This is a genomic window from Kribbella sp. NPDC056345 (genome assembly GCF_042262745.1).
Classification (GTDB): Bacteria; Actinomycetota; Actinomycetes; order Propionibacteriales; family Kribbellaceae; genus Kribbella.
The window spans coordinates 115,804-138,093 of record NZ_JBHJQQ010000016.1; the positions used below are offsets into that span (position 1 = coordinate 115,804).

The following is a 22,290-nucleotide window of genomic DNA, read 5'->3' on the forward strand; positions in this document are numbered from 1 at the left end:
TGCCATCGCAACCCTATAAACCCATCGGTCCATTAGCGTGCTGAGGGTGAAGAAGACAGCCACCGCACTGGCCTTGGCCCTTGCCTTGCTCGCCACCGTGCAACCAGCACAAGCCGGTACGCCGGATGCCGGGCTCGCGCGCGACTCGGTGCGGACCGGGCTGTCCGGGGTGCCGTTCTACATGGTGATGATCGACCGGTTCGCGAACGGTGATCCGGGCAACGATCGTGGCGGCGTACCGGGTGATCGGCTCGTGAACGGGTTCGATCCGACGGACAAGCAGTTCTTCCACGGTGGCGATCTGACCGGGCTCAGCGGCAAGGTGGACTACCTGGCCGGGCTCGGGGTGAAGGCGGTCTGGATCAATCCGCCGTTCCGCAACCGCTGGGTCGTCGACTTCGGCGCGGCCGGCGCGTTCGCGGCGTACCACGGGTATGCGATCACCGACTTCACCAGCTTCGATCCGCACTTCGGTACGGCGGCGCAGATGCGGGCGTTCGTCGACAAGGCCCATGCCCGCGGGATCAAGGTGTTCTTCGACATCACCGCGGGTTACACGGCCGACGAGATCACCTTCGACGGTCCGCACCCGTACAAGACGCTGGCGGAGACGCCGTACCGGGATGCCGACGGCAAACCGTTCGACATCAAGGCGGTCGCGGGCCGGCCGGACTTCCCGAAGCTGTCGGTCGAGACCTCCTTCCCCTACAAGCCGATCGTCAACCACCCGACGCTGAAGAAGCCGGACTGGCTGAACGACCCGACGCTCTACCACAACCGCGGCGACGCGACCGTGTTCGAGGGCGAGCAGCTCGAGTACGGCGACTTCTTCGGACTGGACGACCTGATGACCGAGCACCCGCGCGTGGTCGCCGGGATGGAGCAGATCTACTCCTCGTGGATCCGCACGATGAACATCGACGGGTACCGGGTCGACACCACCAAACATGTGAACGACGAGTTCTGGCAGGCGTTCGCACCGGCCATCCAGCGGTATGCCGTTGCCCAGGGCAAGAAAGATTTCTTCGTGTTCGGTGAGGTCTATTCCGGCGACCCGCTGCTCACCTCGCACTACACGACGGATGCGAAGATGCCCGCCGTACTGGACTTCCCGTTCCAGGGTGCGGCGCGATCGTTCCTCGCCGGGAAGCGGGCGGCGGAGCTCGGCCGGGTCGCGGACGCCGATGACCTCTATACCGATGCCGACTCGAATGCCTACTCGCTGACCACGTTCGTCGGGAACCACGACATGGGCCGGTTGTCGACGATGCTGAAGCAGGATCGGCCGGGGATGAGCGAGCAGGAGTGGCTGGCGCGGGTGCAGCTCGGGAACGAGCTGCTGTATCTGTGGCGCGGGAATCCGGTTGTGTACTACGGCGATGAGCAGGGGTTCGCCGGGGTCGCGGGTGATGCGGAGGCGCGGCAGGACATGTTCCCGTCGAAGGTGCCGGACTTCGTCGACCAGGACCAGGTCGGGACGGACCGGACGCCGGGTGACGACAACTTCGACCCGAAACACCCGCTGTACAAGCAGCTGGCTGACCTCGCGCACTTCACCGCTGCCGACCCGGTCTGGAAACACGGCAATCAGGTACTGCGGCTGAGCGACGGTGACGTGGTTGCGTTCAGCCGGATCGATCGCGAGTCGGGTCGCGAGTACGTCGTCGCTCTCAACGCCTCCACGGTCGCGAAGACTGTCGACGTACCGGTGGGAGCAGCCGGACGGTACGACCGGATCCGGCCCGACCGTACGACGGCGCTCAGCTCCGGCGGGACGATCCGCGTGACTGTGCCGGCGTTGAGCTCAGTCGTCTACCGCAGCAGCAAGCCACTGCCGCCCGCCGCAACCGCGCCGAAACCGACCCTTGCCCTCGGCAACACCACCTCCGACGGCCGCACCGAGCTGATCGCTACGGCGCCCGACCAGCCGTACGCCCAAGCGACCTTCGCCGCGCGCGTCAACGGCCACTGGCAAGTCCTCGGCACCGACGACGCAGCGCCGTACCGGATCTACACCAAGGTCCAGGCGACCGAGCTCCGCGTCGTGGTGAAGGACCGCCAAGGCCGAACCGGCTCAGCCACCCTCAGCCGCTAGGTGGTGGAGGGCGCGCCGCTTTCCCCCATCCGGCTCAGGCGTCGTCGACCACCGCGGCGTACGCGATGACGCCGCGGCGGATCTGCTCGACGACCTGGCGGGCGGTGTGGCGTAGCGGGGTGTCACCCGCGGCGTCGGCTACCTGCTCGGTGAGGTCGATGAGCTGCTTGGTCCAGCGGACGAAGTCACCGGCCGCCAGGTCCGACTCGTAGAGGACCTCGGCCAGGGACGCACCGGCGGACCAGCGGAAGGCCGGCCAGCAGAAGCCGAGGTCCATCGAGCGCAGGAAGTCGACCCGCATGTCCCGCTCCAGGGCCGACAGTTCGCGCCAGATCCGACCCATCTTCTCCAGCGCCGGGCGGACGTCGCCTTGCGGCAGCCGGGGCGAGGTGGGCTCGTCCTTGGAGCGTGACTCGTAGACGAGCGCCGCCAGCGCGGCCGCCAGCTCGGGCACGGTGAGATCGTCGAACACGCCCTGCCGCAGGCACTCCGCCGCGACCAGGTCGAGCTCGGTGTAGATCCGTGCCAGCCGGTCTCCGGCCTCGGTGGTCTTGTCGCCGTCCAGGTAGTGCAGGGCGTCGAGCACCTGGCAGACCCGGTCGAACTGGCGGGCGATCGTGTTCGTCCGCTGCTCGATCTTGCGCTGGACGTCCCGGTTCTCCCGGTCGAGCCGGAAGTACCGCTCGGCCCAGCGGGCGTGGTCCTCGCGGTCGGAGCAACCGTGGCACGGGTGCGCACGCAGCTCCGCCCGCATCTCCTGCAGCTCCGGGTCGTCCGCGTGGCTGACCACATCCCGGCCGCGGGTGCGTGACGGCGGTCCGTCCTCACCGAGCATGTCGGTGCGAACCCGCAGCACCTGCGCCAGCTCACGCCGCTGCTGCGGGTTGCGGGCGTTGAACTTCTTCGGGATCCGCAGCGAGCTGATCGCCTCGACCGGGGTCGGGAAGTCGATCATCGACAGCTTCCGCACCTGCCGGTCCAGCGTCAGCACGGTCGGTCGCGGCCCTTCGCGCTCCGACCGCATCCCCGCGTCGAGCACCAGCGCCCAGCCCGCGCTGCGGCCGGCCGGGATCCGGATCACGTCACCCATCCTCAGCTTCTCGATCGACTCCTGCGCCTCGACCCGGCGGTCCTGCTTGCGTGCCTTGGAGCCCGAGGACTCCCGATCCCCGATCCGGCGGCGGAGGGCGGCGTACTCGAGGAAGTCGCCGAGGTGACAGTCGATCGACTCCTTGTAGCCCTCGAGCGCCTCGGTGTTGCGCTGCACCTGACGCGCGAGCCCGACCACGGCCTGGTCGGACTGGAACTGCGCGAACGACAGCTCCAGCATGTCCCGAGCCCGCGTCCGCCCGACCTGGCGGACCAGGTTGACGGCCATGTTGTACGACGGGGAGAACGACGAGCGCAGCGGATACGTACGAGTGGACGCCAGCCCGGCCACCGCCCGCGGGTCGAACCCGGGCTGCCACAGCACGACCGCATGTCCTTCGACATCGATCCCGCGCCGCCCGGCCCGCCCGGTGAGCTGCGTGTACTCCCCCGGGGTGATGTCGACGTGCGCCTCACCGTTCCACTTGCTCAGCTTCTCCAGGACGACGGTCCGCGCCGGCATGTTGATGCCCAGGGCAAGCGTCTCGGTGGCGAACACGACCTTGATCAGGCCGCGCGCGAACAGCTCCTCGACGACCTCCTTGAACGCCGCCAGCATGCCCGCGTGGTGGGCCGCGATCCCGCGGCTGAGCGCCTCGGAGAAGTCGTGGTACCCCAGGACGCCGAGGTCCTCGTCCGGCAGGTCGACGGTCCGCTCGGCCAGCACCCGCTTGATCTCGTCGCGCTCCGACGGCTTGGTCAGCCGCAGGCCGGAACGCAGGCACTGCAGCATCGCGTCCTCGCAGCCCTTGCGGGAGAAGATGAAGAAGATCGCCGGCAGCAGCGCACCCGCGTCCAGCTCCTCCACCACATCCGACCGGTACGGCGTGAAGTGCGACCGCTGCGGGCGGTTCTTGGGAAGGTCGCGGCGCCGGCGTGGTTTGCGCGAGTCGTCGCGGAAGATCCGGTTGTCGTCGCGGGCGATCTTGACGAGCTGCGGGTTGACCAGGTCGCGCAGGTCCGTCGACGTCCCTGCTGCCTTGGCCGGATTCCCCGAGCGGTTCGGGCGGCCGGCCGAGGGGCCGAACTGTGCCTGCGCACCGGCGCCGGCCGTGGGCGTCTCCCCCGCGAACAGGTCGTGCAGCCGCTTCCCGACCATCACATGCTGGAACAGCGGCACCGGCCGCTTCTCCTCCAGCACGACGACCGTGTTACCGCGGACAGTCGCCAGCCAGTCACCGAACTCCTCGGCGTTGCTGACGGTCGCGGACAGCGACACCACCGACACCGAGTCCGGCAGGTGGATGATCACTTCCTCCCAGACCGCCCCGCGCGCCCGGTCGGCCAGGTAGTGCACCTCGTCCATCACGACGTACGACAGGCCGAGCAGGGTGCGGGAACCGGCGTACAGCATGTTCCGCAGGACCTCGGTCGTCATGACGACGATCGGGGCCTCGGAGTTGACCGAGTTGTCCCCGGTGAGCAGTCCGACCTGATCCGCGCCGTACCGGCTGACGAGATCGGCGTACTTCTGGTTGCTCAGGGCCTTGATCGGTGTCGTGTAGAAGCACTTCTGCCCGCGCTGCAGCGCCAGGTGCACGGCGAACTCGCCGACCAGCGTCTTACCCGACCCGGTCGGCGCGGCCACCAGCACCTGGTGACCGTCCTCCAGCGCCGCGCAGGCGCGCAACTGGAACTCGTCCAGCGCGAAGTCGTAAAGCCCGCGGAACTCCTTGACCGCAGGATGCTCCTGGTCCGAGCGGAAAGTTGCGTACTTCTCGGACGGAGTGCTCATGCCTACACACTATTCGACGCCTCCCCCAAAAACCCACGGACATACGCAGGCCGGGCCCCACCCTGGTGGTGTGGGGCCCGGCTGCGGCTGAGGGCGGTCAGCCGATGTGGTAGCTGTCTCCGCGGCGGCGGTCGCCCAGTCCCTGGTGTAGTTCGGGTCGAGCCCAACGTGGGAGTCGCTGCCGTCCACCTCGCCGGGGCGTCAGAGGGAGAAACTGATAGGAAGCTTTCCTATCAGATGGAGCACGGAGTTGAGAATAGTTCAGCGACAGATGTTTTTCCGCCGCTCAGGCGAAGACGGTCAGTGCCCCCGGCGCGATCGTGATGTCGACCGGGAGCGGGCCCAGCGGCTCACCGTCGGCGTACGCCGTGATGCCGGGCGACTCGATCCGGACGGACCGGCCGCGGAGCGCGCGCACCATCGGGTGCCCGACGTGGGTGCCCTTGGACAGCTTGGGGAACAGCTGCAGCAACTTCAGCCGGGAGACCGGCTGGATGATCGTGATGTCGAGCAGCCCGTCGTCGACGACAGCCCCGGCACAGATCTGCAGTCCCCCGCCGTACGTCGGTCCGGTGCCGACCGCGACCAGCATCGCGCGGGTCTCGATCACCTGGCCGTCGACCGTGACGACGTACTCGAGGGGTTTGAAGGTGCGCAGCTCGGCGAGCGTGGCGACCGTGTAGCGGGAGTTGCCCTTGGGCCACGTCATCGCGTTGGCGCGCTTGTTCACCAGCGAGTCGAAGCCGCCGGCCACGACGGTGGTGATGAACTCACCCTTCGCGACGGCCAGGTCGACCGTGCGGGTGGTGCCGCCCACGATCAGGTCGGCCGCCGCGGTCGGGTCGTTCAACGGCAGGCCGATACCGCGGGCGAAGTCGTTGCCGGTCCCGGCCGGGATCACACCGAACGGCATGCCCGACTTGGCCAGCACCTGAGCCCCGAGGTGGATCGTGCCGTCACCACCGACCAGGGCGACCGCATCCGCACCGGATCCGATCACCTCGGCCGAGATCCGGCCGACGTCCTCGGCGCAGGTGGTCTGGTAGGTGTCGACGGTCAGACCGGCCGACTCCAGCCGCGCCTGGACCACCGGCGCCACGCGAGCGCCCAGTCCTCGACCGCTGGTGGGGTTCACCACCAGCGCGATCTTGCGGGCCATCAGGCTTCCAGCAACTCGTCGGACTTGCGCCGCCGGCGGCGGTCGTTCAGCTTGGCGACGATCTCGGCGCCGAAGAACAGCAGACACATCGGGATCGCCAGGAACATCAGCGAGAACGGGTCACCGGACGGTGTCGCCACCGCGCCGAAGAGGAAGATGCCCAAGATGATGTACGGCCGGAACTTCGCCAGGGCCGACGCGGGGACGATGCCCAGGATGTTCAGCAGCACCACCACCAGCGGCAGCAGGAACGCGATCCCGAAGACCAGCATCGTGCGCAGCACGAAGTCCAGGTACTCCGGCAGGGTGATCAGGTTCTGGGCGAAGCTCGGGGTGAAGCCGATCAGGATCTCGATGCCCTTGGGCAGTGTCCAGTAGGCGACCCAGATACCGGCGGCGAACAGCGGGGTGGCGATCGCCGCGAACAGGTACGCCCACTTCTTCTCACTGCGGTGCAGGCCGGGCGCGATGAACGCCCACAGCTGGTACAGCCAGACCGGGCTGGACAGGATCAGGCCGAACACCAGCGAGATCTTGATCTGGAACGTGAACGGCGAGGTCACCGAGTTGAAGGTGAGCTCGGGCTTCCTGCCGCCGTTCTTGCTGGCGAGGAGATCTGCGACGCCGTCGTCGAACGGCTTCTTCAGGAACGCCAGCGCGTGGTCGTAGAAGATGTACCCGAGGACCGACATCAGCACGATCGCGAGCACCGCGATGGCCAGCCGGTTGCGCAGCTCGGTGATGTGCTCGCGCAGGGTCATCCGACCCTCTTCGTCCTTCGGGCGGCGCTCCTTCTTCTCCTTGCGTCGCCCGAACCTCACCATCGACAAGACGTACTACTCGGCTCAGTTGGCCGTGTGCGGGGGCAGACCGTCGCCGCTCGCCTGGCCGTTGGCCTGGTTCGGCTGGGCCTGAGCCTGCGGGGCCGCCTGCTGCTGCACAGGGGTCTGGGCCGGCGGCGTGCTCGCCTCTCCGGTCAGCTCCGCGTCCTTCTTGCGGGGGCCGACCTCTTCCTCCCAGATCTTCTTCGACTTGCCCAGCTGGCGGACCAGGGCGGGCAGCTTGGTCGATCCGAAGAGCAGGACGACGATCGCGAGGACGACCAGCCACTCTGCGCCCGAGGGCATCGTGATGAGCGGGTTCATGTCGGTCTCCCTTTCACAGAACTTCTACTCGTGGCACACGCCGGAGATTCGAGACGGATACTACGCCCGGACCCGGTCTTCCGACATTGCAGCGTCCAGCTTGGACTGAGCGGCGCCCAACTCACGCAGCAGCGCCTTGGACTTGCCCCAGAGCTTCTTCGCGAGCAGAGCGAGGACCAGAAGCCACACCGCCACCACCGCGAGGAAGAGCAAGAGCCAGTACATAGCAAGGAGCCTAGCCGGTTCTCCGGCAGCACCCACGTCGCCCGGGGCGTCCCGGCCGACAACGGTGTCGGAACGTGATGGTAAAACCAGGTGTCCGGCAGGCAGGTGAGGGGACGGAATGCGGCAGATCGGGGTCGAGGAGCGGCGGGCGCGGATCGGGCGCCGGCACCGGCTCGCAGCGTCGAGCCAGGCGGCAGATGCGGCGGAGGCGGCCGCGGCCATGGTCGCGCTGCACGCCACGGATCCGGCCACCGTGCACCTGTCGGTCGCCGCCAGAGTGCCTGGCAGTGACGTCGCCGCTACAGAGCGTGCCCTGTACGACGAGCGCTCGCTGATCCGGATGCTCGGGATGCGCCGCACAGTGTTCGTCGTACCGACGTCGTTCGGGCCGATCGTCCAGGCGGCCTGTGCGGACGACATTGCGGTCAAGCAGCGCAAACTGCTGGTCAAGCACCTCACCGAGGCCGGAGTGGCCGGTGACGCCGAGTCCTGCGGCACGTGGCTGCGGGCCGTCGAGGAGTCCACCGCGACCGCACTGGCGCTGCGTGGTTCAGCCACCGCGCAGGAGCTGTCAGCCGACGAGCCTCGGCTGCGGACCCGGCTCAACATGGCTGAGGGCAAGGCGTACGCCGCCGCGCCGTACGTGACCAGCCGGGTGCTGTTCCAGCTGGCGGTCGAGGGCCGGATCGTCCGCGGCCGGCCACTCGGCACCTGGCTGAGCAGTCAGCACCAGTGGTCTCCTGCGGAGGACTGGTTGGCCGGTGGACTGGGCGACAAGCCGGTGGCCGAGGAGGCCCGAGTAGCACTGGCACGAGCCTGGCTGGCGTCGTTCGGTCCTGGGACGGCTGCTGACCTGCAGTGGTGGGCCGGGTGGACAGGCGGCCAGACCAAGAAGGCTCTGGCTGCAGTGGAGGCGGTAGCGGTCGATCTGGACGGTCAGGTCGGCTATGTGCTGCCTGGTGACGAGGAGCCTGAGGTCCCGGTCGAGCCGTGGGTGGCGTTCCTGCCTGCGCTCGACCCGACGCCGATGGGGTGGAAGGACCGCGGCTGGTACCTCGGTGCGCACAAGGCGAGGCTCTTCGACACCACCGGCAACATCGGGCCGACAGTCTGGGCAGACGGCCGGATCATCGGCGGCTGGGGTCAGCCGGAGTCCGGTGAGGTGCGTTTCGAGCTCCTCGAGGACGTCGGTCGGGAGACCGAGGAGCTGGTCGAGGCCGAGGCAGCCCGGTGGACCACTTGGCTGGCCGGCGTCCGCGTCACACCCCGCTTCCGGGTCCCGCTGGAGCGACAGCTCAGCCAGGGCTAGAGGTCGTACGCCGACAAAGCTTCGCGGGCCGTTTCGGCGATCTGACTGCTCAGGTCGGGCGGATCGAGCACAGTCGCCGCACCGCCGAGGCGGAGCACCAGACGCTGCAGCCAGGCGATGTCAGCGACCCGGAGCTTGACGACGAGTGAGCCTTCGAGGCCCTCCTCGACCGACTCGTTCGGGTAGTACTCCGCGACCCAGCGGGCCGGGGGCGCGAGCCGGATCGTGGCCAGCAGGTCCCGCTCGGACGGCTGGAACATACCGTTCGACAGGTCGCGCGGGGTCGCCTCCGGCGGCGGCTCACTCGGCAGATCGAGCAGCTTGACGGCAGCGATCCGGTCCAGCCGGAACAGCCGCACGTCCTCCGCCAGCCGGCACCACGCCTCCAGATAGCTGCGCCCGTCGGACACGACCAGCCGCATCGGGTCCACATCCCGCTCAGTGGTCTCGTCCCGCGACGGTACGTCGTACGTCAGGTGCAGGCGCCTTTTCCCAGCCAGCGCCCGGTTGACCGTCTCAGCGATCTCCGGTCTGGTCGGCTCGACGTGCACATGGGCCGCAGAACCCTCATGGGCCGCGGCCGCCTCACCGGCGGCCTGCTCCAGCTTGGCGATCGCCCGGTCGACCGCATCCCGGTCGTGACCGGCAGTCACCTCGCGCAGCGTCCGCAGTGCGGTCAGCAGCGCGAGCGCCTCGTCGGCCGCCAGCCGCAGCGGCCGAGCCAAGTAGTCGGCGTTGTTGATGTGGATGACGCCTTCGCCCTCGGCGGACTCGATGTCGATCTCGATCAGATCGCCCATCTGCGCACCCGGCAGACCGCAGAACCACAACACCTTCAGATCCGCGAGGATCTGCTTCGGCCGGACACCGAACTCCTTGGCGACGTCGTCGACCCGGGCTCCGTCGTTCTCCCGCAGGTACGGCACCAGGGCGAGCAGGCGCTGCACCTGATCACGTGCGTTAGACACCGGCCACCGTCCGGAGTCGCCACAGCACACCGTCCAGCACGTCACCAGGGCCCTCGACCACGGCATCCGGTCCGTACGACGCGATCTCCTCGGCCAGCACGGCGGAATCGGCGTACGGGACGTGGAGCAGGTCCCAGCCCTCCTCGTACGGCTCGATGGCGTTGGCACGGCGGCGCAGGCTCACACACGAGCCGGTCCGCGCCCGGACCTTCGCCTCCGACGTCGGACGCGGCGGAGCGAGCTCTGAGACCAGGGAGCGCAGATCGGTGCCCTCAGGGACCGTGAACGCCCCTGCCTCGCCGACCGTCTTCACGTCGCCACCGATCCGGGACAGCCGGAACATGCGGGTCGCTTCGCGATCACGGTCGCGGCCGACGACGTACCAACGGCCGTGCCAGGACACGATGCCCCAGGGCTCCAGCGTCCGCGTCATGGACTCGGTAGCGCCACTGCGCAGGAACTGGAACCGCACTGCGGTCCGGCTGACGACAGCAGCCCAGACGGTGTCGAAGGCAGGCTCCGACGCTCCGACATGCGGCTCGATCGCACTCAGCGCGGACTGGTCGGTCTGAATACCAGCTGCCTTCAGCTTGAGCACAGCCGACGTGGTGGCCTCGGACAGCCCAGCGTGCTGCCAGACCCGCGCGGCAACGCCCAGTACGGCGGCCTCGTCCGGCTCCAGGTGCACTTCGGGCAGCTCGAAGACGTCCCGGCGGATCCGGTAGCCGACGTCGTCGGAGAAGAACTTGTCGATCGTGCCCATCTCGATCGGGATGCCGAGATCGCGCAGCTCGTCCTTGTCGCGCTCGAACATCTTCTCGAAGGCATCGTCGGTCTGGCCCGCGTACCCCTCGACGACCTCGCGGATACGCTCCTTGGTCACGTAGGTGCGCGCGACCAGCAGGCAGATGACCACGTTGAGCAGTCGCTCACTCTTCCGCGCCGACACCCGACCACCTTACGGCCTCACCCGGCCAAAACCCTCCTCCCCCACCGAACAGGTGTTCGGACCGACTAGGGTCGGCGTGTGATTCGGTGGCGTGATGGCGTGGTGTCGCAGGTGGGCCGGAGCTGGGCCGGTGCGGTCGAGTTGATCGTGGAGGTCGGTGCGCAGCGGGTGCGTGCGCTGGCTTACCCGGAGCTGGTCGGTACGCCGGTCGCGGGTGACCGCGTGCTGCTGAACGTCAGTGCGCTCGACAAGGGACTCGGGACCGGCGGCTACGCACTGGTGGTGGCACTGCCGGACCGGCTGCCGGAGGACCCGCCGGAGGGCGGCCATCTGGTGAAGGCGCGCTACACGCCGTTGCAGACGATGGTGATGGGGGCGGACGACCAGGAGTCGCCGGACCACGACGTACTGCGCGATGCGGACGACCTGTTCGGTACGCCGGTGGTCGTGGCGGACCTGCACTCCGCACTGCCCGCCGTACTGGCCGGGGTGTACGAGGCGCGGCCGAACACTCGGGTCGTCTACGTGATGACCGACGGGGGTGCGCTGCCAATCGCCTTCTCGCGGAGTGTGGCAGCGCTGCGCGAGGCCGGCTGGCTGAGCAGCACAGTGACCGTCGGGCAGGCGTACGGCGGCGACCGGGAGGCGGTCACGGTTCACACCGGGCTGCTGACCGCTGTACACGTGCTGGCGGCGGAGCTCGTCGTACTGACGCAGGGACCGGGCAACCTGGGCACTGGGACGCGCTGGGGTTTCAGTGGCGTGCAGTCCGGTGAGGCGGTCAACGCGGTCGAGACGCTCGGCGGGCGCGCTGTGGCATCGCTGCGCATCTCCGAGGCCGATCCGCGTCCCCGGCATCGCGGGATCTCCCATCACAGCCTCACCGCGTACGGCCGGGTCGCACTGCAGCCGGCGGACGTCGTCGTACCGGATCTGGACGGTGACTTCGGCGATGCGGTCCGCGACGCCGCCGAACCGCTCAAGGCCCGCCACCGCGTCGTACGGATCGGTGTGGGCGGTCTGTACGACGCCATGCTGGCCGCACCGGTCAAGCTGTCGACCATGGGGCGCTCGCTCGATGAGGACCGCGCGTACTTCGAGGCAGCGGCCGCTGCGGGTCGTCACGCGGCCAGACTGGTGGACATACCACCACCCGGACTGGGGTCGCAGTACTCCTGAGTTCGACGCCGTACTGGATCAGCCTTGGAGCATGACAGTTCTCGTACGCCCCCAAGCACCGCTGACCGCGCGGTGGGCCACCCTGATGTGGCTGCTCGCGGTCTGCGCCGGAGTGGCCGAGTCGGTCATCGGAGTCGTCGGTGCGATCGGAGACGGCGTCGCCATGCCGGCGATCGCCGCGCAGGTCGCCATCAGAGCTCTCGTGTACGGCGGTCTGTTCGTCGTCATCGACCGCTACTTCCAGCACGGGGTCAGGTGGTCCCGCTACGTGCTGACCGGCCTGCTTGGCACGGTCGGCCTCACGTCGCTGCTCTGGGAACCGGTGACCTGGCTGCTCGACCACGACCTGGCCGGCCTCGACTGGTCCCCGCAGTTCCTGCTCGCCGCGTTGCTCCGCAGCGTTCATCTCACTGCCTTGCTGACCGCACTCGCACTGACCTTCCATCCGGAGACCAACCGCTGGTTCCGCAACGCAAAGGCCGTCTGACCGCAGCGTGCGGTCAGACGGCCTGCAGAACTACCGGGGAACTACTGGCCCGGCTGCTGCTTCGGGGCCGGGAAGGCGTTCAGAATGTCGATGACCGCGAACGCGTTCACCGCCTTGCCCTTGGCGTCCTTGGTCGCGGGGAGCTCGACCAGCACGCGGCTGCCGACCGGGATACCGGCGATGCCGTCGAGGGCACCGGCCTGACCACCCGGGCCGGGGCCGACCTGCAGCTGGTCCGTCGGCGCACCCGGCTGGGCCGGGCCGCTCTGGCTGGCGGGCTGGCCGTCCCAGGTGCTGGCCTGCTTCTTGCCGGTGTAGTCGAAGACGACGTAGCGGCCGATCAGCTGGCTGCCCTTCTCGACCGGCTTGCCCTTGCCGAGCGCGACCACGACCGGCTTGCCCGGCTTCGCCGGCGGCTTGGTGCCGGCCGGAACGCTGACCTTGGGCTCGCCGTTCAGCTCACCGGTGACCTTGATCTTGGTGTTCGCCGAGGTGGCCGGCTCCGCGTCCAGCTTGGTGTCGTTCGCGGCCGAACCGACCAGGTCGACGACGAAGATCAGCGTGTCGTCACCCTTGATCCCGGCCTGCTCGTTGCCCTTCTCCTTGTATCCCTTGTCGGACGGGATGGAGAGCATCACGCGGCTGCCGATCTTCTTGCCGACCAGCCCTTCGTCCCAGCCGCCGATGACGCCACCGACGCCGATCGGGAACGACGACGGCGCACCGCGGTCGTAGGAGTTGTCGAAGACCTTGCCGTCGCGCCAGATCTGGCCGAGGTAGTTCGCGGTGAGCAGCTCACCCTTCTTCACCTCGGGACCGTCGCCCTCCTTGAGGACCTCGGTCACCAGGGTCTTGTCCGGCTCACCCTCGCGGTGCGTGATGGTCGGCTTCTGACCGAACTCCGACGTCACCTTGATCCCACCGGCTCCGAACTCGGACTTCTTCTCGGAACCGCAGGCCACCATCGACGACCCCAAGGCCACGACTGCGACCAGACTCAGCAACTTGCGCACGAACCAGCACCTCGAAACATCCCGGCGCGGTCTGCGCCATTCGATCGACGGGCAACAACGCGGACCACCCTAGCCTGCACACGCAACCTCACCAGCCGCCACCTGCGTCACCATTGGGTCACACCACGTACAGTCACGCCGCTCAGAAGGCCATCGCATTGTGCGGAGCGCGGTCTGCCCGCAACAGAGCGTCGAGCCGGGACACCGCACCACTGGTGTGCTCTGTGATCCGTCCGGCGTCGCGGAACTCACTCGCGCGGACGCCGCCCAGATACAGCGATCCCAGTTCGCTGACGGTCAGACTGACGTCCGCGGCTACCCCAGGCGCCGCCGTACAGGCTGCTCCGTCCGGGGATGCGTCCAGGCGCCAGCTGACGCCGTCGACCTCCAGGACGAGCGCATCGGTTGCTGCGTACGTGCGGGCCTCTAGTGCGCGCTGTACGTCGAGGATGTTCAGCCAGAGGTTGTCACGCGTTCGGGCAAGCTTGAGTGCCCGCGGATTCGCGAGCATCCAGCGCAGTGGCTCGTCTACCGGTCGCCTTGCTGCTACCACGCGCTTGGTGAGGTCGAAGTCGAGCAGTAGGCCCCACATCGCCCGGGAGGCCTCGGGGTTGAGCGCTTCGAAGGCCCCTACCTGCAGCTCGCCCGCATAGTCGGGGTCCGGTGACCATGGCAGCCGGAAGGTCGCTGTGCCGTCCACCTCGCCCGCAGCGTCGCGGTGCACCAGGTGGTGCGATGGTCCGCCGCCGTCGGCCGGCAGTCTGCCCGCAGCGAGCCCGTCCCACCTGCCTGGCTGCGCTTTGAGTTCCCCGACGCGCTGTGACCGCACCTGCTCGTGCAGAACCGGCCAAATCGCCGCAGCGGTAGCGCCGTCCACCAGCTCAAGCCCGCCGGGATCGGAGAACGGCGTACGGAAGGCAGCGTCGGTACGCCGAACCTCCCACCGGTGCTGGAAGGTCGCCGTACCGAAGCCGTAGCGGCCGTAGATCGTGCCCTCACTCGCACTGAGGCCAGCCAGGAACTCACCGTGCTCGCGGCAGTCGTCCAGCAGCGCGCCCATCATCTGCCGCAGCAGTCCGCGCCGCCGGTACGTCGGGAGCACCGCCGTCCAGCTGACTCCGCCCATCGGGACCTGCCGGCCACCGGGCAGGGTGATCTCGACCGGCACGATCGCGGAACCGCCTGCCAGCTTGCCGTCGACGAATGCGGCCTGCGGGCGGTACGAGTCGGTCAGCAGCCCAGCGGCGTACCCCTCCAACTGCTCGGCGGTGGGCGGCACCAGCGGCGGGTAGGCGGCGCGACCCGTGTACCAGGCGACTGGCTCGGGGTCCTCCTGCGGGAAGCCGCTGACCCACGGAGTCAGTCGCAGGTACTCGACGGCCTCGCCTTGGGTGATCGGCCGGGTCTCGATCGTCATCTCACCTGTATAGGCGTCCGAGACCGGCCTCGCACTTTGCTTTGCCCCTTCGGGCCGTTCAGAAGCCCACTGCGTTGTGCGGGGCGCGGTCCGGTCGCAACAGCGCATCCAGCCGGGACACCGCACCACTGGTGTGCTCTGTGAGCCGTCCGGCGTCACGGAACTCACTGGCCCGGACTCCGCCGAGGTACAGCGATCCCAGCTCGTTGATGGTCAGGCTGATGTCCGCAGGCTCACCCGGCGCCGCCGTACAGGCTGCTCCGTCGGTAGCCGCGTCCAAGCGCCAACTGACGCCGTCCACTTCCAGAACGAGCGCATCGGTTGCTGCGTAGGTGCGGGCTTCCAGTGCGCGCTGTACGTCGAGGATGTTCAGCCAGAGGTTGTCACGCGTCCGAGTGAGCTTGAGTGCGCGCGGATTCGTCAGCATCCAGCGCAGCGGCTCGTCCACTGGCCGCCGTGCTGCCACCACGCGCTTGGTGAGGTCGAAATCGAGCAGTAGGCCCCAGAGCGCCCGGTAGGCGTCCTGGTTGAGCGCTTCGAACGCCTCTACCTGCAGCTCGCCCGCGTACTCCGGATCCGAAGACCACGGCAGCCGGAAGATCGCTGCGCCGTCTACCTGGCCCGCGGCATCGCGGTGGATCAGGTGGTGTGCCGGTCCGGAGCCATCCGCCGGCAGTGTGCCGTCAGCGAGAGCGCTCCACTTCCCTGGCAGCGGACTGACCTCACCGACGCGCATCGCCCGCACCTGCTCGTGCAGAACCGGCCAAATCGCCGCAGCGGTGGCGCCGTCCACCAGATCGAGGCTGCCGGGATCGGTGAACGGCGTACGGAACGCAACGTCGGTGCGCCGAACCTCCCACCGGTGCTGGAAAGTCGCCGGAGCGAACCCGTACCGGCCGTAGATCGTCGCCTCGCTGGCACTCAGCCCAGCCAGGAACTCACCGCGCTCCCGGCAGTCGTCCAGCATCGCGGTCATGATCTTCCGCAGCAGTCCGCGCCGCCGGTACGTCGGGAGCACGGCCGTCGAGGTGACTCCGCCCATCGGGACCTGGCGGCCGCCGGGCAGCGTGATCTCGACGGACACGATCGCGGAACCGCCGGCGATCTTGCCGTCCACGAAGGCCGCTTGTGGGCGGAACCAGTCGGTCAGCAGGGTGTCGGCGTACTGGTCCAGCTGGTCGGGCGTCGCCTTGCGCTGCGGCGGGTTGGCCGCGCGGCCGGCGTACCAGGCCGAGGGCTCGGGCTCCTCCTGCGGGAATCCGTTCGCCCACGGCATCACCCGCAGGTAGTCCTTGGCCTCGGCTCGGGTGATCGGCCGGATCTCGATCGTCATGCCCTCTTTGTAGAGGGCATGAGCCGACCGGTCACCCGATTTAGCCAGGGACTACATACTCGCGATGAGCTTCTCGACGCGCTCGTCGTGCGACTTGAACGGGTCCTTGCAGAGCACCGTGCGCTGCGCCTGATCGTTCAGCTTCAGGTGCACCCAGTCGACGGTGAAGTCGCGGCGGCGCTCCTGGGCCCGCTTGATGAACTCACCACGCAGGCGTGCCCGCGTGGTCTGTGGCGGTACCGACTTGGCCTCGAAGATGCGCAGGTCGTCGACCACCCGGGTCACCGCACCGCGGCGCTCGAGCAGGTAGTAGAGCCCGCGCGGCCGGTGGATGTCGTGGTACGCCAGGTCGAGCTGGGCCACCCGCGGACTGGCCAGGCCGAGGTTGTTCTGCTGGCGGTAGCGCTCGATCAACCGGTACTTGATCACCCAGTCGATCTCACGCTCGATCCCGGACAGGTCGCCGGACTCGATCGCCTTCAGGCAGCGCTCCCACAGGTTCAGCGCGCGCTCCACGGTCGGCGTACCCAGCTCGCGGCGGTCGACGAAGTCACGCGCCTTCGACAGGTACTCCCCCTGGATGTCCAGGGCGCTCGCCTCGCGGCCGTTGGCCAGCCGGACCTCGCGGCGGCCGGTCATGTCGTGGCTGATCTCGCGGATCGCCCGGATCGGGTTGTCCAGGGTCAGGTCGCGCATCACGACCCCGGCCTCGATCATCCGCAGCACCAGGTCGGTGCTGGCCACCTTGAGCAGCATCGTGGTCTCGGACATGTTCGAGTCGCCGACGATCACATGCAGCCGGCGGAACCGCTCGGCGTCGGCATGCGGCTCGTCACGGGTGTTGATGATCGGCCGGGACCGCGTCGTCGCGCTGGAGACGCCCTCCCAGATGTGCTCGGCCCGCTGGCTCACGCTGTAGACCGCACCGCGCGGCGTCTGCAGCACCTTGCCGGCCCCGCAGATCAGCTGCCGGGTGACCAGGAACGGGATCAGGACGTCCGCCAGCTTCGCGAAGTCGCCGTGCCGGCTCACGCAATAGTTCTCGTGGCAGCCGTAGCTGTTCCCGGCCGAGTCGGTGTTGTTCTTGAACAGGTAGACGTCACCGAAGATGCCTTCGTCGTGCAGCCGCTTCTGTGCGTCGACCAGCAGCCCTTCGAGAATCCGCTCACCGGCCTTGTCGTGCGCGATCAGGTCGGTGACCGAATCGCACTCGCCGGTCGCGTACTCCGGGTGGGAGCCCACGTCGAGGTAGAGGCGTGCCCCGTTGCGGAGGAAGACGTTACTGCTCCGCCCCCAGGACACAACCCGCCGAAACAGGTACCGCGCCACCTCGTCGGGGGTCAGTCGGCGCTGACCGCGAAAGGTACACGTGACGCCGTACTCGTTCTCCAGTCCGAAGATTCGCCGGTTCACATCCACCACACTACGTCCCGCCTCCGACAACCGTGCGCTGTCTCAGGCGCGCCGCCGCCGGGCGTTATCCCTTTGTGGTCTGCCGGGAAGGGCTTACAGGTCCACGATGTCGAGGAGCTGGCCGAGTTCCTTGGGGTCCAGTTCGCGGAGTTCGCCGGTGTGCAGGTTGCCGCGGCGGACCGGGCCGATGGCGGTGCGGGTCAGGCGCTTGACCGGGTGACCGATGGCGTCGAACATGCGGCGGACGATGCGGTTGCGGCCCTCGTGCAGGCTGATCTGGATCAGGGTGCGGCCGCGGATACTGGACATTTCCTTGACGGCGTCGGCCTGGGCGGGGCCGTCGTCGAGGTTGACGCCGTCGAGCAGCCGGCGGAGGGTGCCTGGCTTGACGTTGCCTTCGACCTCGGCGACGTACGTCTTGGAGACCTCGTACGACGGGTGCGCGAGGCGGTGCGCGAACTCACCGTGGTTCGTGAGCAGCAGCAGGCCCTCGGTGTCGGTGTCGAGCCGGCCGATGTGGAACAGGCGCTCGGTACGGTCCTGCACGTAGTCCGCGACACACGGGCGACCCTCGGGGTCGGACATCGTGGTGACTACCCCACGTGGTTTGTTCAGCACGAGGTAGGCGTGCGCACTGGTCGGCGGGATCCGCTCACCGTCGACCCGGATGACCGAGACCGCCGGGTCCACCCGCGTCCCGAACTCCGTCACCACCGCGCCATCGACCTCGACACGCCCCTGCTCGATCAGAATCTCGGCATTCCGCCGGCTCGCGACACCAGCCTGCGCCAGCGCCTTCTGCAGCCGAATACCCTCGTCGTCACTCACCCCGCTCACGCAACTCTCCGTCTGTTTCACTACTCGGTACGTCGTCCGCGGAGCCGATCTCCTCGGCCGTCTGGTCGTACGGATACCACCGACTGGGCGCATCCCCAGCCTCGTCCTCCTGGACCGGCTCACCCTCAGACGCCTCGGATGCGGGCTCACCGGACTCGACCTGCTCGGTCGGGAGGTCGGCGTACTCGGGCTCGTCGTCTTCGGGGTCTTCGTCTTCGGGGTCGTTCGGGGTGACGGCAGGTGGGGCCAGGTCGTTCTCGAGAGGGCCGGTCTCCTCCTCGTCCGGCTCGGCGGGCGGCGTGCTGTCGGCCGCTGCCTCCTCGGGGACCGGGGGGAGGGACTGGGCGGCGAGTTCGTCCTCGATGTCGTCCATGTCCGGCAGGTACGGCGCGAGCTCGGGCAGGTCGTCGAGCGACTGCATGCCCATCCGTTCGAGGAAGAACGAGGTGGTGCGGTAGAGCGTCGCCTGGGATTCGGTGTCCGCGCCGGCCTCTTCGACCAGACCGCGGGCGATCAGGGTGCGCATGACGCCGTCCACGTTCACACCACGGATGGCGGAGACGCGCGCCCGGCTGACCGGCTGCTTGTAGGCGACGACGGACAGTGTCTCTAGTGCCGCCTGGGTGAGCCGCGCCTGCTGCCCGTCGAGCACGAACCGCTCCACGAACGCCGCCGCCTCCGGGCGCGTGTAGTACCGCCACCCACCACCGATCTCGCGCAGGTCGAACCCACGCCCCTGCTCGGTGTACTCCCCCGACAACTCCGCCAGCGCCGCAGTCACGTCCCCCGTCGGCCGCCCCACCGCCCGCGCCAGCGTCAGCACCGGCAACGGCTCGTCCGTCACCATCAGAATCGCCTCGATCGCCCGCCGCATGGTGTCGTCATCGATCACCACCTCGTCCCCGACAGGCACCTCGGTCTGCCCCGGCGGCAAATGATCCTCATCCCCCGCGACGCCGTCAGCACCGTCCACACCCGGTACGCCGCTCCCCGGCTCCCCGCCCGCCGCATCCTCCGCGTCCGGTACGCCGCTCCCCGGCGCCGCGTCCACCGCGTCCACCGCGTCCACCGCGTCCACCGCGTCCACCGCGTCCACCGCGTCCACACCAGCATCAACCACCGAGCCGGCGTCCACAGGCTCACCGCCCTCGCCCGCAACCCCACCACCGTCTACCGGGGCAGCGCCCTCGGCATCCGCGTCAGCGCCGCCCGGCGAAGCGCCCTCGGAGGTAGTCGCACCCTCCACGGCTGAGGTGGGCTCGGGAGCGGCGGAGTCGTCCGACGAGGAGCTGTCCGCCGGGGAGTCCGTGGCGGTGGCGTCCTGTACGTCGCTCTCGTCCGAGTCCAGCGACTCCGCATCTGCGGCCGAGGGTGTGTCCGCCGGTGCCGCGTCTTCGTCCGAGGTGGTGTGCACGTCGGAGTCGTCTGCCGGGGAGTCCGTGGGCTCGGGGGTCGGGTCCACGGGAGAGTCGTGCGGGGTGTGCTCGTCCGTGGGGGTTGTGGGGTGTTCGGTCACTGGGGCACCGTCTCGTGGGGTGGTTCGGGCTGGGCGGGGGCCTCAGGGTCTTCGGTCAGGGAGTCGCCTGGTTCGAGGAAGGAGTCCTCGTCGGTGACTGTGGGGGCTTCGCCGTCGTCGGAGGGCGGCGGGTTCTCTTCGTCGAACTCGTCGCTGACCGCGATCTCGCCGTCGTCGGGGCCGGTCCAGCGGATGGTGAGCTCGCCGAGCGGGGTGACCTGGTCGAAGGAGACGTCGGCGGAGCGGAAGAGCTCCAGCAGCGCCAGGAACCGGCACACCGTGGTCACGGTGTCGGGCGAATCCGCGACCAGCATGCGGAACGTCGTACTGCGCTGGCGGCGAAGCCGATCGACGATGACGAGCGCCTGCTCGCGAACCGTGACCGCCGGCGCGTGCAGGTGGGCGAGCGAGACACCCTCAGGAATGTTGTCCTTCGGAGCGAGCGCCTTCTGCGCCAGCAGCATCAGACCGTTCGGATCGATCCCCAGCAGCACCTCAGGCAGCAGTTCGGCGAACCGCGGCTCCACGCCGACTGACCGGGGGAAGCTCTTGGCCTGCTGCGCCATCCGCTCCTGGACCAGCGCAGCGATCTGCTTGAACGCCCGGTACTGCAGCAGCCGCGCGAACAACAGGTCCCGCGCCTCGAGCAGCGCCAGGTCCTCGTCGTCCTCGACCTCGCCCTTCGGCAGCAACCGCGCCGCCTTCAGATCGAGCAGCGTCGCCGCGATCAGCAGGAACTCCGACGTCTGATCCAGATCCCACTCCGACCCCAGCGCCTTGATGTGCGCGATGAAGTCGTCGGTGATCACCGACAGCGCGATCTCGGTGATGTCGAGTTTGTGCTTGCTGATCAGCTGCAGCAACAGGTCGAACGGGCCGTCGAAGTTCACCAGGTGAACCTCAAAACTCTTGCCCTCGGCAACAATCGGTACGGCGTCGCCGCCGGCGCCGATATCCAGGGGCAGGGAGTCCGCCACGGTCACTCCGACGCCTTGAGCCGCCGTACCAGCACCGAGTCCGGCCCGTGGTCGACGAAGTCGGCCAGCAGGACGTCGATCGCCTCCCGGACGATCCGGCCGCGGTCCGCGCTGAGGCCGTGTTCGGCCCGCAGCGCCAGCCGCACCTGTTCCAGTCCGAGCAGCTCTTCCTCCGTCACGTACACGGTGATCTTCGTGTCGTGACGGATCCGTCCACTGGACTTCCGGTCGTCGGCGACCGCCGTACGCGAACGTACGGAGCTCGACGCCGGTCCGTCAGTGGTGGTGCGCTTCTCGGGTCTGGTCTGCTGCGGTGCCGCACCCCCGAAGAGTTCACTGGCACCTGGCAGGCTCACCCGGCGGGACAACGCGCCAGCACCTCCTTGGCAAGATCGCGGTACTGCGTGGCCGCTTGGGACGAAGGCGCGTACGTCGTGATCGGTTCGCCGACGACGGTGGTCTCGGGGAACTTCACGGTGCGCCGGATGACAGTGTGGAAAACCCGCTCGTCGAAGGCCTGGACGACGCGGTCGAGCACCTCACGCGCGTGCGTGGTGCGCCCGTCGAACATGGTGCCGAGGATGCCGACGATCTCCAGCTTCGGGTTCAGCCGGTCCTTCACCTTGCCGATGGTGTCGGTCAGCATGGCCAGCCCACGGAGCGCGAAGAACTCGCACTCCAGCGGCACCACGAGCCCGTTGGAGGCAGTCAACGCGTTCACGGTGAGCAGGCCGAGCGAGGGCGCGCAGTCGATCAGGATGATGTCGTAGTGCGGGATGATCGGCTCGAGCACGCGCTGCAGCGTGTACTCACGAGCGACCTCCTGGACCAGCTGCACCTCGGCCGCGGACAGGTCGATGTTGGCCGGCAGCAGGTCGAGGTTCTCGACCCGGGTCTGCTGGATGACCTCGGCGGGGGTGACGTCGCGCTGCATCAGCAGGTTGTAGACCGAGAGCTCCAGCTCGTGCGGCTGGACGCCGAGCCCGATCGAGGCCGAGCCCTGCGGATCGAAGTCGATCAGCAGCACCTTGCGGCCGGTCTCGGCGATCGCGGCACCGAGGTTGATCGTGGTCGTGGTCTTGCCCACGCCACCCTTCTGGTTGCACATCGCGATCACCTGCGCCGGACCGGTCTTGGTCGGCGGCAGGGGTACCGGCAGGTCCGGCATCGGACGGCCGGTCGGCCCGATCTTGCGCGGGCCGCTGGGATCGCTCACAGGTGCAAGGTCCTCCGCGGTGAGCTTGGCCGTGGGCCTCGGCATCGCCGCATAGTTCTCGGGTGGGGTCAGGGTGCGCTGGGGCGGCGCGCTGGGTTCGGCTGGCGTCGCCGCCGGCTGAGGCTGTTCGGTACCGTGCTGGGCGCCGTACTGCTCGAGATCGTGCTG

At 68.6% G+C, this 22,290-nt stretch carries 20 protein-coding genes; 4 read left to right on the plus strand and 16 right to left on the minus strand.

The window, feature by feature from the left end; translation table 11 throughout:
* The first annotated feature begins 46 nt into the window (after positions 1 to 46).
* Entirely contained in the window at positions 47 to 2,095 is a 2,049-nt protein-coding gene (locus ACFCV3_RS36955; RefSeq protein ID WP_376038575.1) for an alpha-amylase family glycosyl hydrolase, read from the plus strand.
* A gap of 34 nt (positions 2,096 to 2,129) precedes the next feature.
* Here the strand turns inward: ACFCV3_RS36955 and ACFCV3_RS36960 are convergent, their stop codons facing one another.
* From ACFCV3_RS36960 to ACFCV3_RS36980, 5 genes are all read right to left on the minus strand, one after another.
* Complete coding sequence (locus tag ACFCV3_RS36960) at positions 2,130 to 4,979, minus strand: DEAD/DEAH box helicase (RefSeq protein ID WP_376038578.1); 2,850 nt, start codon at positions 4,977 to 4,979, stop codon at positions 2,130 to 2,132.
* A gap of 286 nt (positions 4,980 to 5,265) precedes the next feature.
* The gene (locus tag ACFCV3_RS36965; protein ID WP_376038581.1) at positions 5,266 to 6,138 is read right to left on the minus strand and encodes a diacylglycerol/lipid kinase family protein; all 873 of its coding nucleotides are present in this window, start codon (positions 6,136 to 6,138) and stop codon (positions 5,266 to 5,268) included.
* A complete protein-coding gene (gene tatC / locus ACFCV3_RS36970; protein WP_238176385.1) occupies positions 6,138 to 6,962 on the minus strand; it encodes a twin-arginine translocase subunit TatC in 825 nt (274 codons plus the stop codon). The genes ACFCV3_RS36965 and tatC overlap by 1 nt, the downstream gene beginning before the upstream one ends.
* Before the next feature lie 21 nt (positions 6,963 to 6,983).
* Positions 6,984 to 7,283, minus strand: coding sequence for a twin-arginine translocase TatA/TatE family subunit (locus ACFCV3_RS36975; protein WP_376038584.1), 300 nt, complete (start codon positions 7,281 to 7,283; stop codon positions 6,984 to 6,986).
* 60 nt (positions 7,284 to 7,343) lie between these two features.
* A complete protein-coding gene (locus tag ACFCV3_RS36980) occupies positions 7,344 to 7,508 on the minus strand; it encodes a hypothetical protein (protein ID WP_165952621.1) in 165 nt (54 codons plus the stop codon).
* Between the two features lie 118 nt (positions 7,509 to 7,626).
* On the opposite strand from ACFCV3_RS36980, the gene ACFCV3_RS36985 reads away from it, so the two are divergent.
* A complete protein-coding gene (locus ACFCV3_RS36985; protein ID WP_376038586.1) occupies positions 7,627 to 8,817 on the plus strand; it encodes a winged helix DNA-binding domain-containing protein in 1,191 nt (396 codons plus the stop codon).
* On the opposite strand, the gene ACFCV3_RS36990 is transcribed toward ACFCV3_RS36985, so the two are convergent.
* Together ACFCV3_RS36990 and ACFCV3_RS36995 are read right to left on the minus strand one after the other, a co-directional pair.
* On the minus strand, positions 8,814 to 9,785 hold the full coding sequence (locus tag ACFCV3_RS36990) for a helix-turn-helix transcriptional regulator (RefSeq protein WP_376038589.1): 972 nt from the start codon (positions 9,783 to 9,785) through the stop codon (positions 8,814 to 8,816). The genes ACFCV3_RS36985 and ACFCV3_RS36990 overlap by 4 nt on opposite strands.
* Positions 9,778 to 10,734: a helix-turn-helix transcriptional regulator gene (locus ACFCV3_RS36995; protein ID WP_376038591.1), complete on the minus strand. Its 957-nt coding sequence runs from the start codon at positions 10,732 to 10,734 to the stop codon at positions 9,778 to 9,780. Before ACFCV3_RS36995 ends, ACFCV3_RS36990 begins: the two co-directional genes overlap by 8 nt.
* Before the next feature lie 78 nt (positions 10,735 to 10,812).
* On the opposite strand from ACFCV3_RS36995, the gene ACFCV3_RS37000 reads away from it, so the two are divergent.
* Positions 10,813 to 11,913: a DUF3866 family protein gene (locus ACFCV3_RS37000; RefSeq protein WP_376038593.1), complete on the plus strand. Its 1,101-nt coding sequence runs from the start codon at positions 10,813 to 10,815 to the stop codon at positions 11,911 to 11,913.
* A 31-nt stretch (positions 11,914 to 11,944) separates the two neighbouring features.
* Positions 11,945 to 12,400, plus strand: coding sequence for a hypothetical protein (locus tag ACFCV3_RS37005; protein WP_376038595.1), 456 nt, complete (start codon positions 11,945 to 11,947; stop codon positions 12,398 to 12,400).
* 41 nt (positions 12,401 to 12,441) lie between these two features.
* Here ACFCV3_RS37005 and ACFCV3_RS37010 read toward each other — a convergent pair whose 3' ends face one another.
* The 9 genes from ACFCV3_RS37010 to ACFCV3_RS37050 all read right to left on the minus strand — a co-directional run bounded on the left by ACFCV3_RS37010 (position 12,442) and on the right by ACFCV3_RS37050 (position 22,167).
* Positions 12,442 to 13,413 carry an FKBP-type peptidyl-prolyl cis-trans isomerase gene (locus tag ACFCV3_RS37010; RefSeq protein WP_376038596.1) on the minus strand — a complete coding sequence of 324 codons (972 nt, stop codon included), beginning with the start codon at positions 13,411 to 13,413 and terminating at the stop codon, positions 12,442 to 12,444.
* 142 nt (positions 13,414 to 13,555) lie between these two features.
* On the minus strand, positions 13,556 to 14,830 hold the full coding sequence (locus tag ACFCV3_RS37015) for a GNAT family N-acetyltransferase (protein ID WP_376038599.1): 1,275 nt from the start codon (positions 14,828 to 14,830) through the stop codon (positions 13,556 to 13,558).
* A gap of 58 nt (positions 14,831 to 14,888) precedes the next feature.
* Positions 14,889 to 16,163, minus strand: a complete 1,275-nt coding sequence (locus ACFCV3_RS37020; protein ID WP_376038601.1) for a GNAT family N-acetyltransferase — start codon at positions 16,161 to 16,163, stop codon at positions 14,889 to 14,891.
* Between the two features lie 51 nt (positions 16,164 to 16,214).
* Positions 16,215 to 17,576 (minus strand): Pup--protein ligase, encoded by a 1,362-nt coding sequence (pafA, locus tag ACFCV3_RS37025; RefSeq protein ID WP_376038604.1) that lies wholly within the window; start codon positions 17,574 to 17,576, stop codon positions 16,215 to 16,217.
* 93 nt (positions 17,577 to 17,669) lie between these two features.
* Complete coding sequence (locus ACFCV3_RS37030) at positions 17,670 to 18,404, minus strand: pseudouridine synthase (RefSeq protein WP_376038607.1); 735 nt, start codon at positions 18,402 to 18,404, stop codon at positions 17,670 to 17,672.
* Positions 18,397 to 19,929 (minus strand): SMC-Scp complex subunit ScpB, encoded by a 1,533-nt coding sequence (gene scpB / locus ACFCV3_RS37035; protein ID WP_376038610.1) that lies wholly within the window; start codon positions 19,927 to 19,929, stop codon positions 18,397 to 18,399. Before scpB ends, ACFCV3_RS37030 begins: the two co-directional genes overlap by 8 nt.
* Positions 19,926 to 20,906, minus strand: a complete 981-nt coding sequence (locus tag ACFCV3_RS37040) for a segregation and condensation protein A (RefSeq protein WP_376038613.1) — start codon at positions 20,904 to 20,906, stop codon at positions 19,926 to 19,928. The genes scpB and ACFCV3_RS37040 overlap by 4 nt, the downstream gene beginning before the upstream one ends.
* A 2-nt stretch (positions 20,907 to 20,908) precedes the next feature.
* Positions 20,909 to 21,274: a hypothetical protein gene (locus ACFCV3_RS37045; protein WP_132407981.1), complete on the minus strand. Its 366-nt coding sequence runs from the start codon at positions 21,272 to 21,274 to the stop codon at positions 20,909 to 20,911.
* Positions 21,259 to 22,167, minus strand: coding sequence for a ParA family protein (locus ACFCV3_RS37050; RefSeq protein WP_376038685.1), 909 nt, complete (start codon positions 22,165 to 22,167; stop codon positions 21,259 to 21,261). The genes ACFCV3_RS37045 and ACFCV3_RS37050 overlap by 16 nt, the downstream gene beginning before the upstream one ends.
* Positions 22,168 to 22,290: the final 123 nt, after the last annotated feature.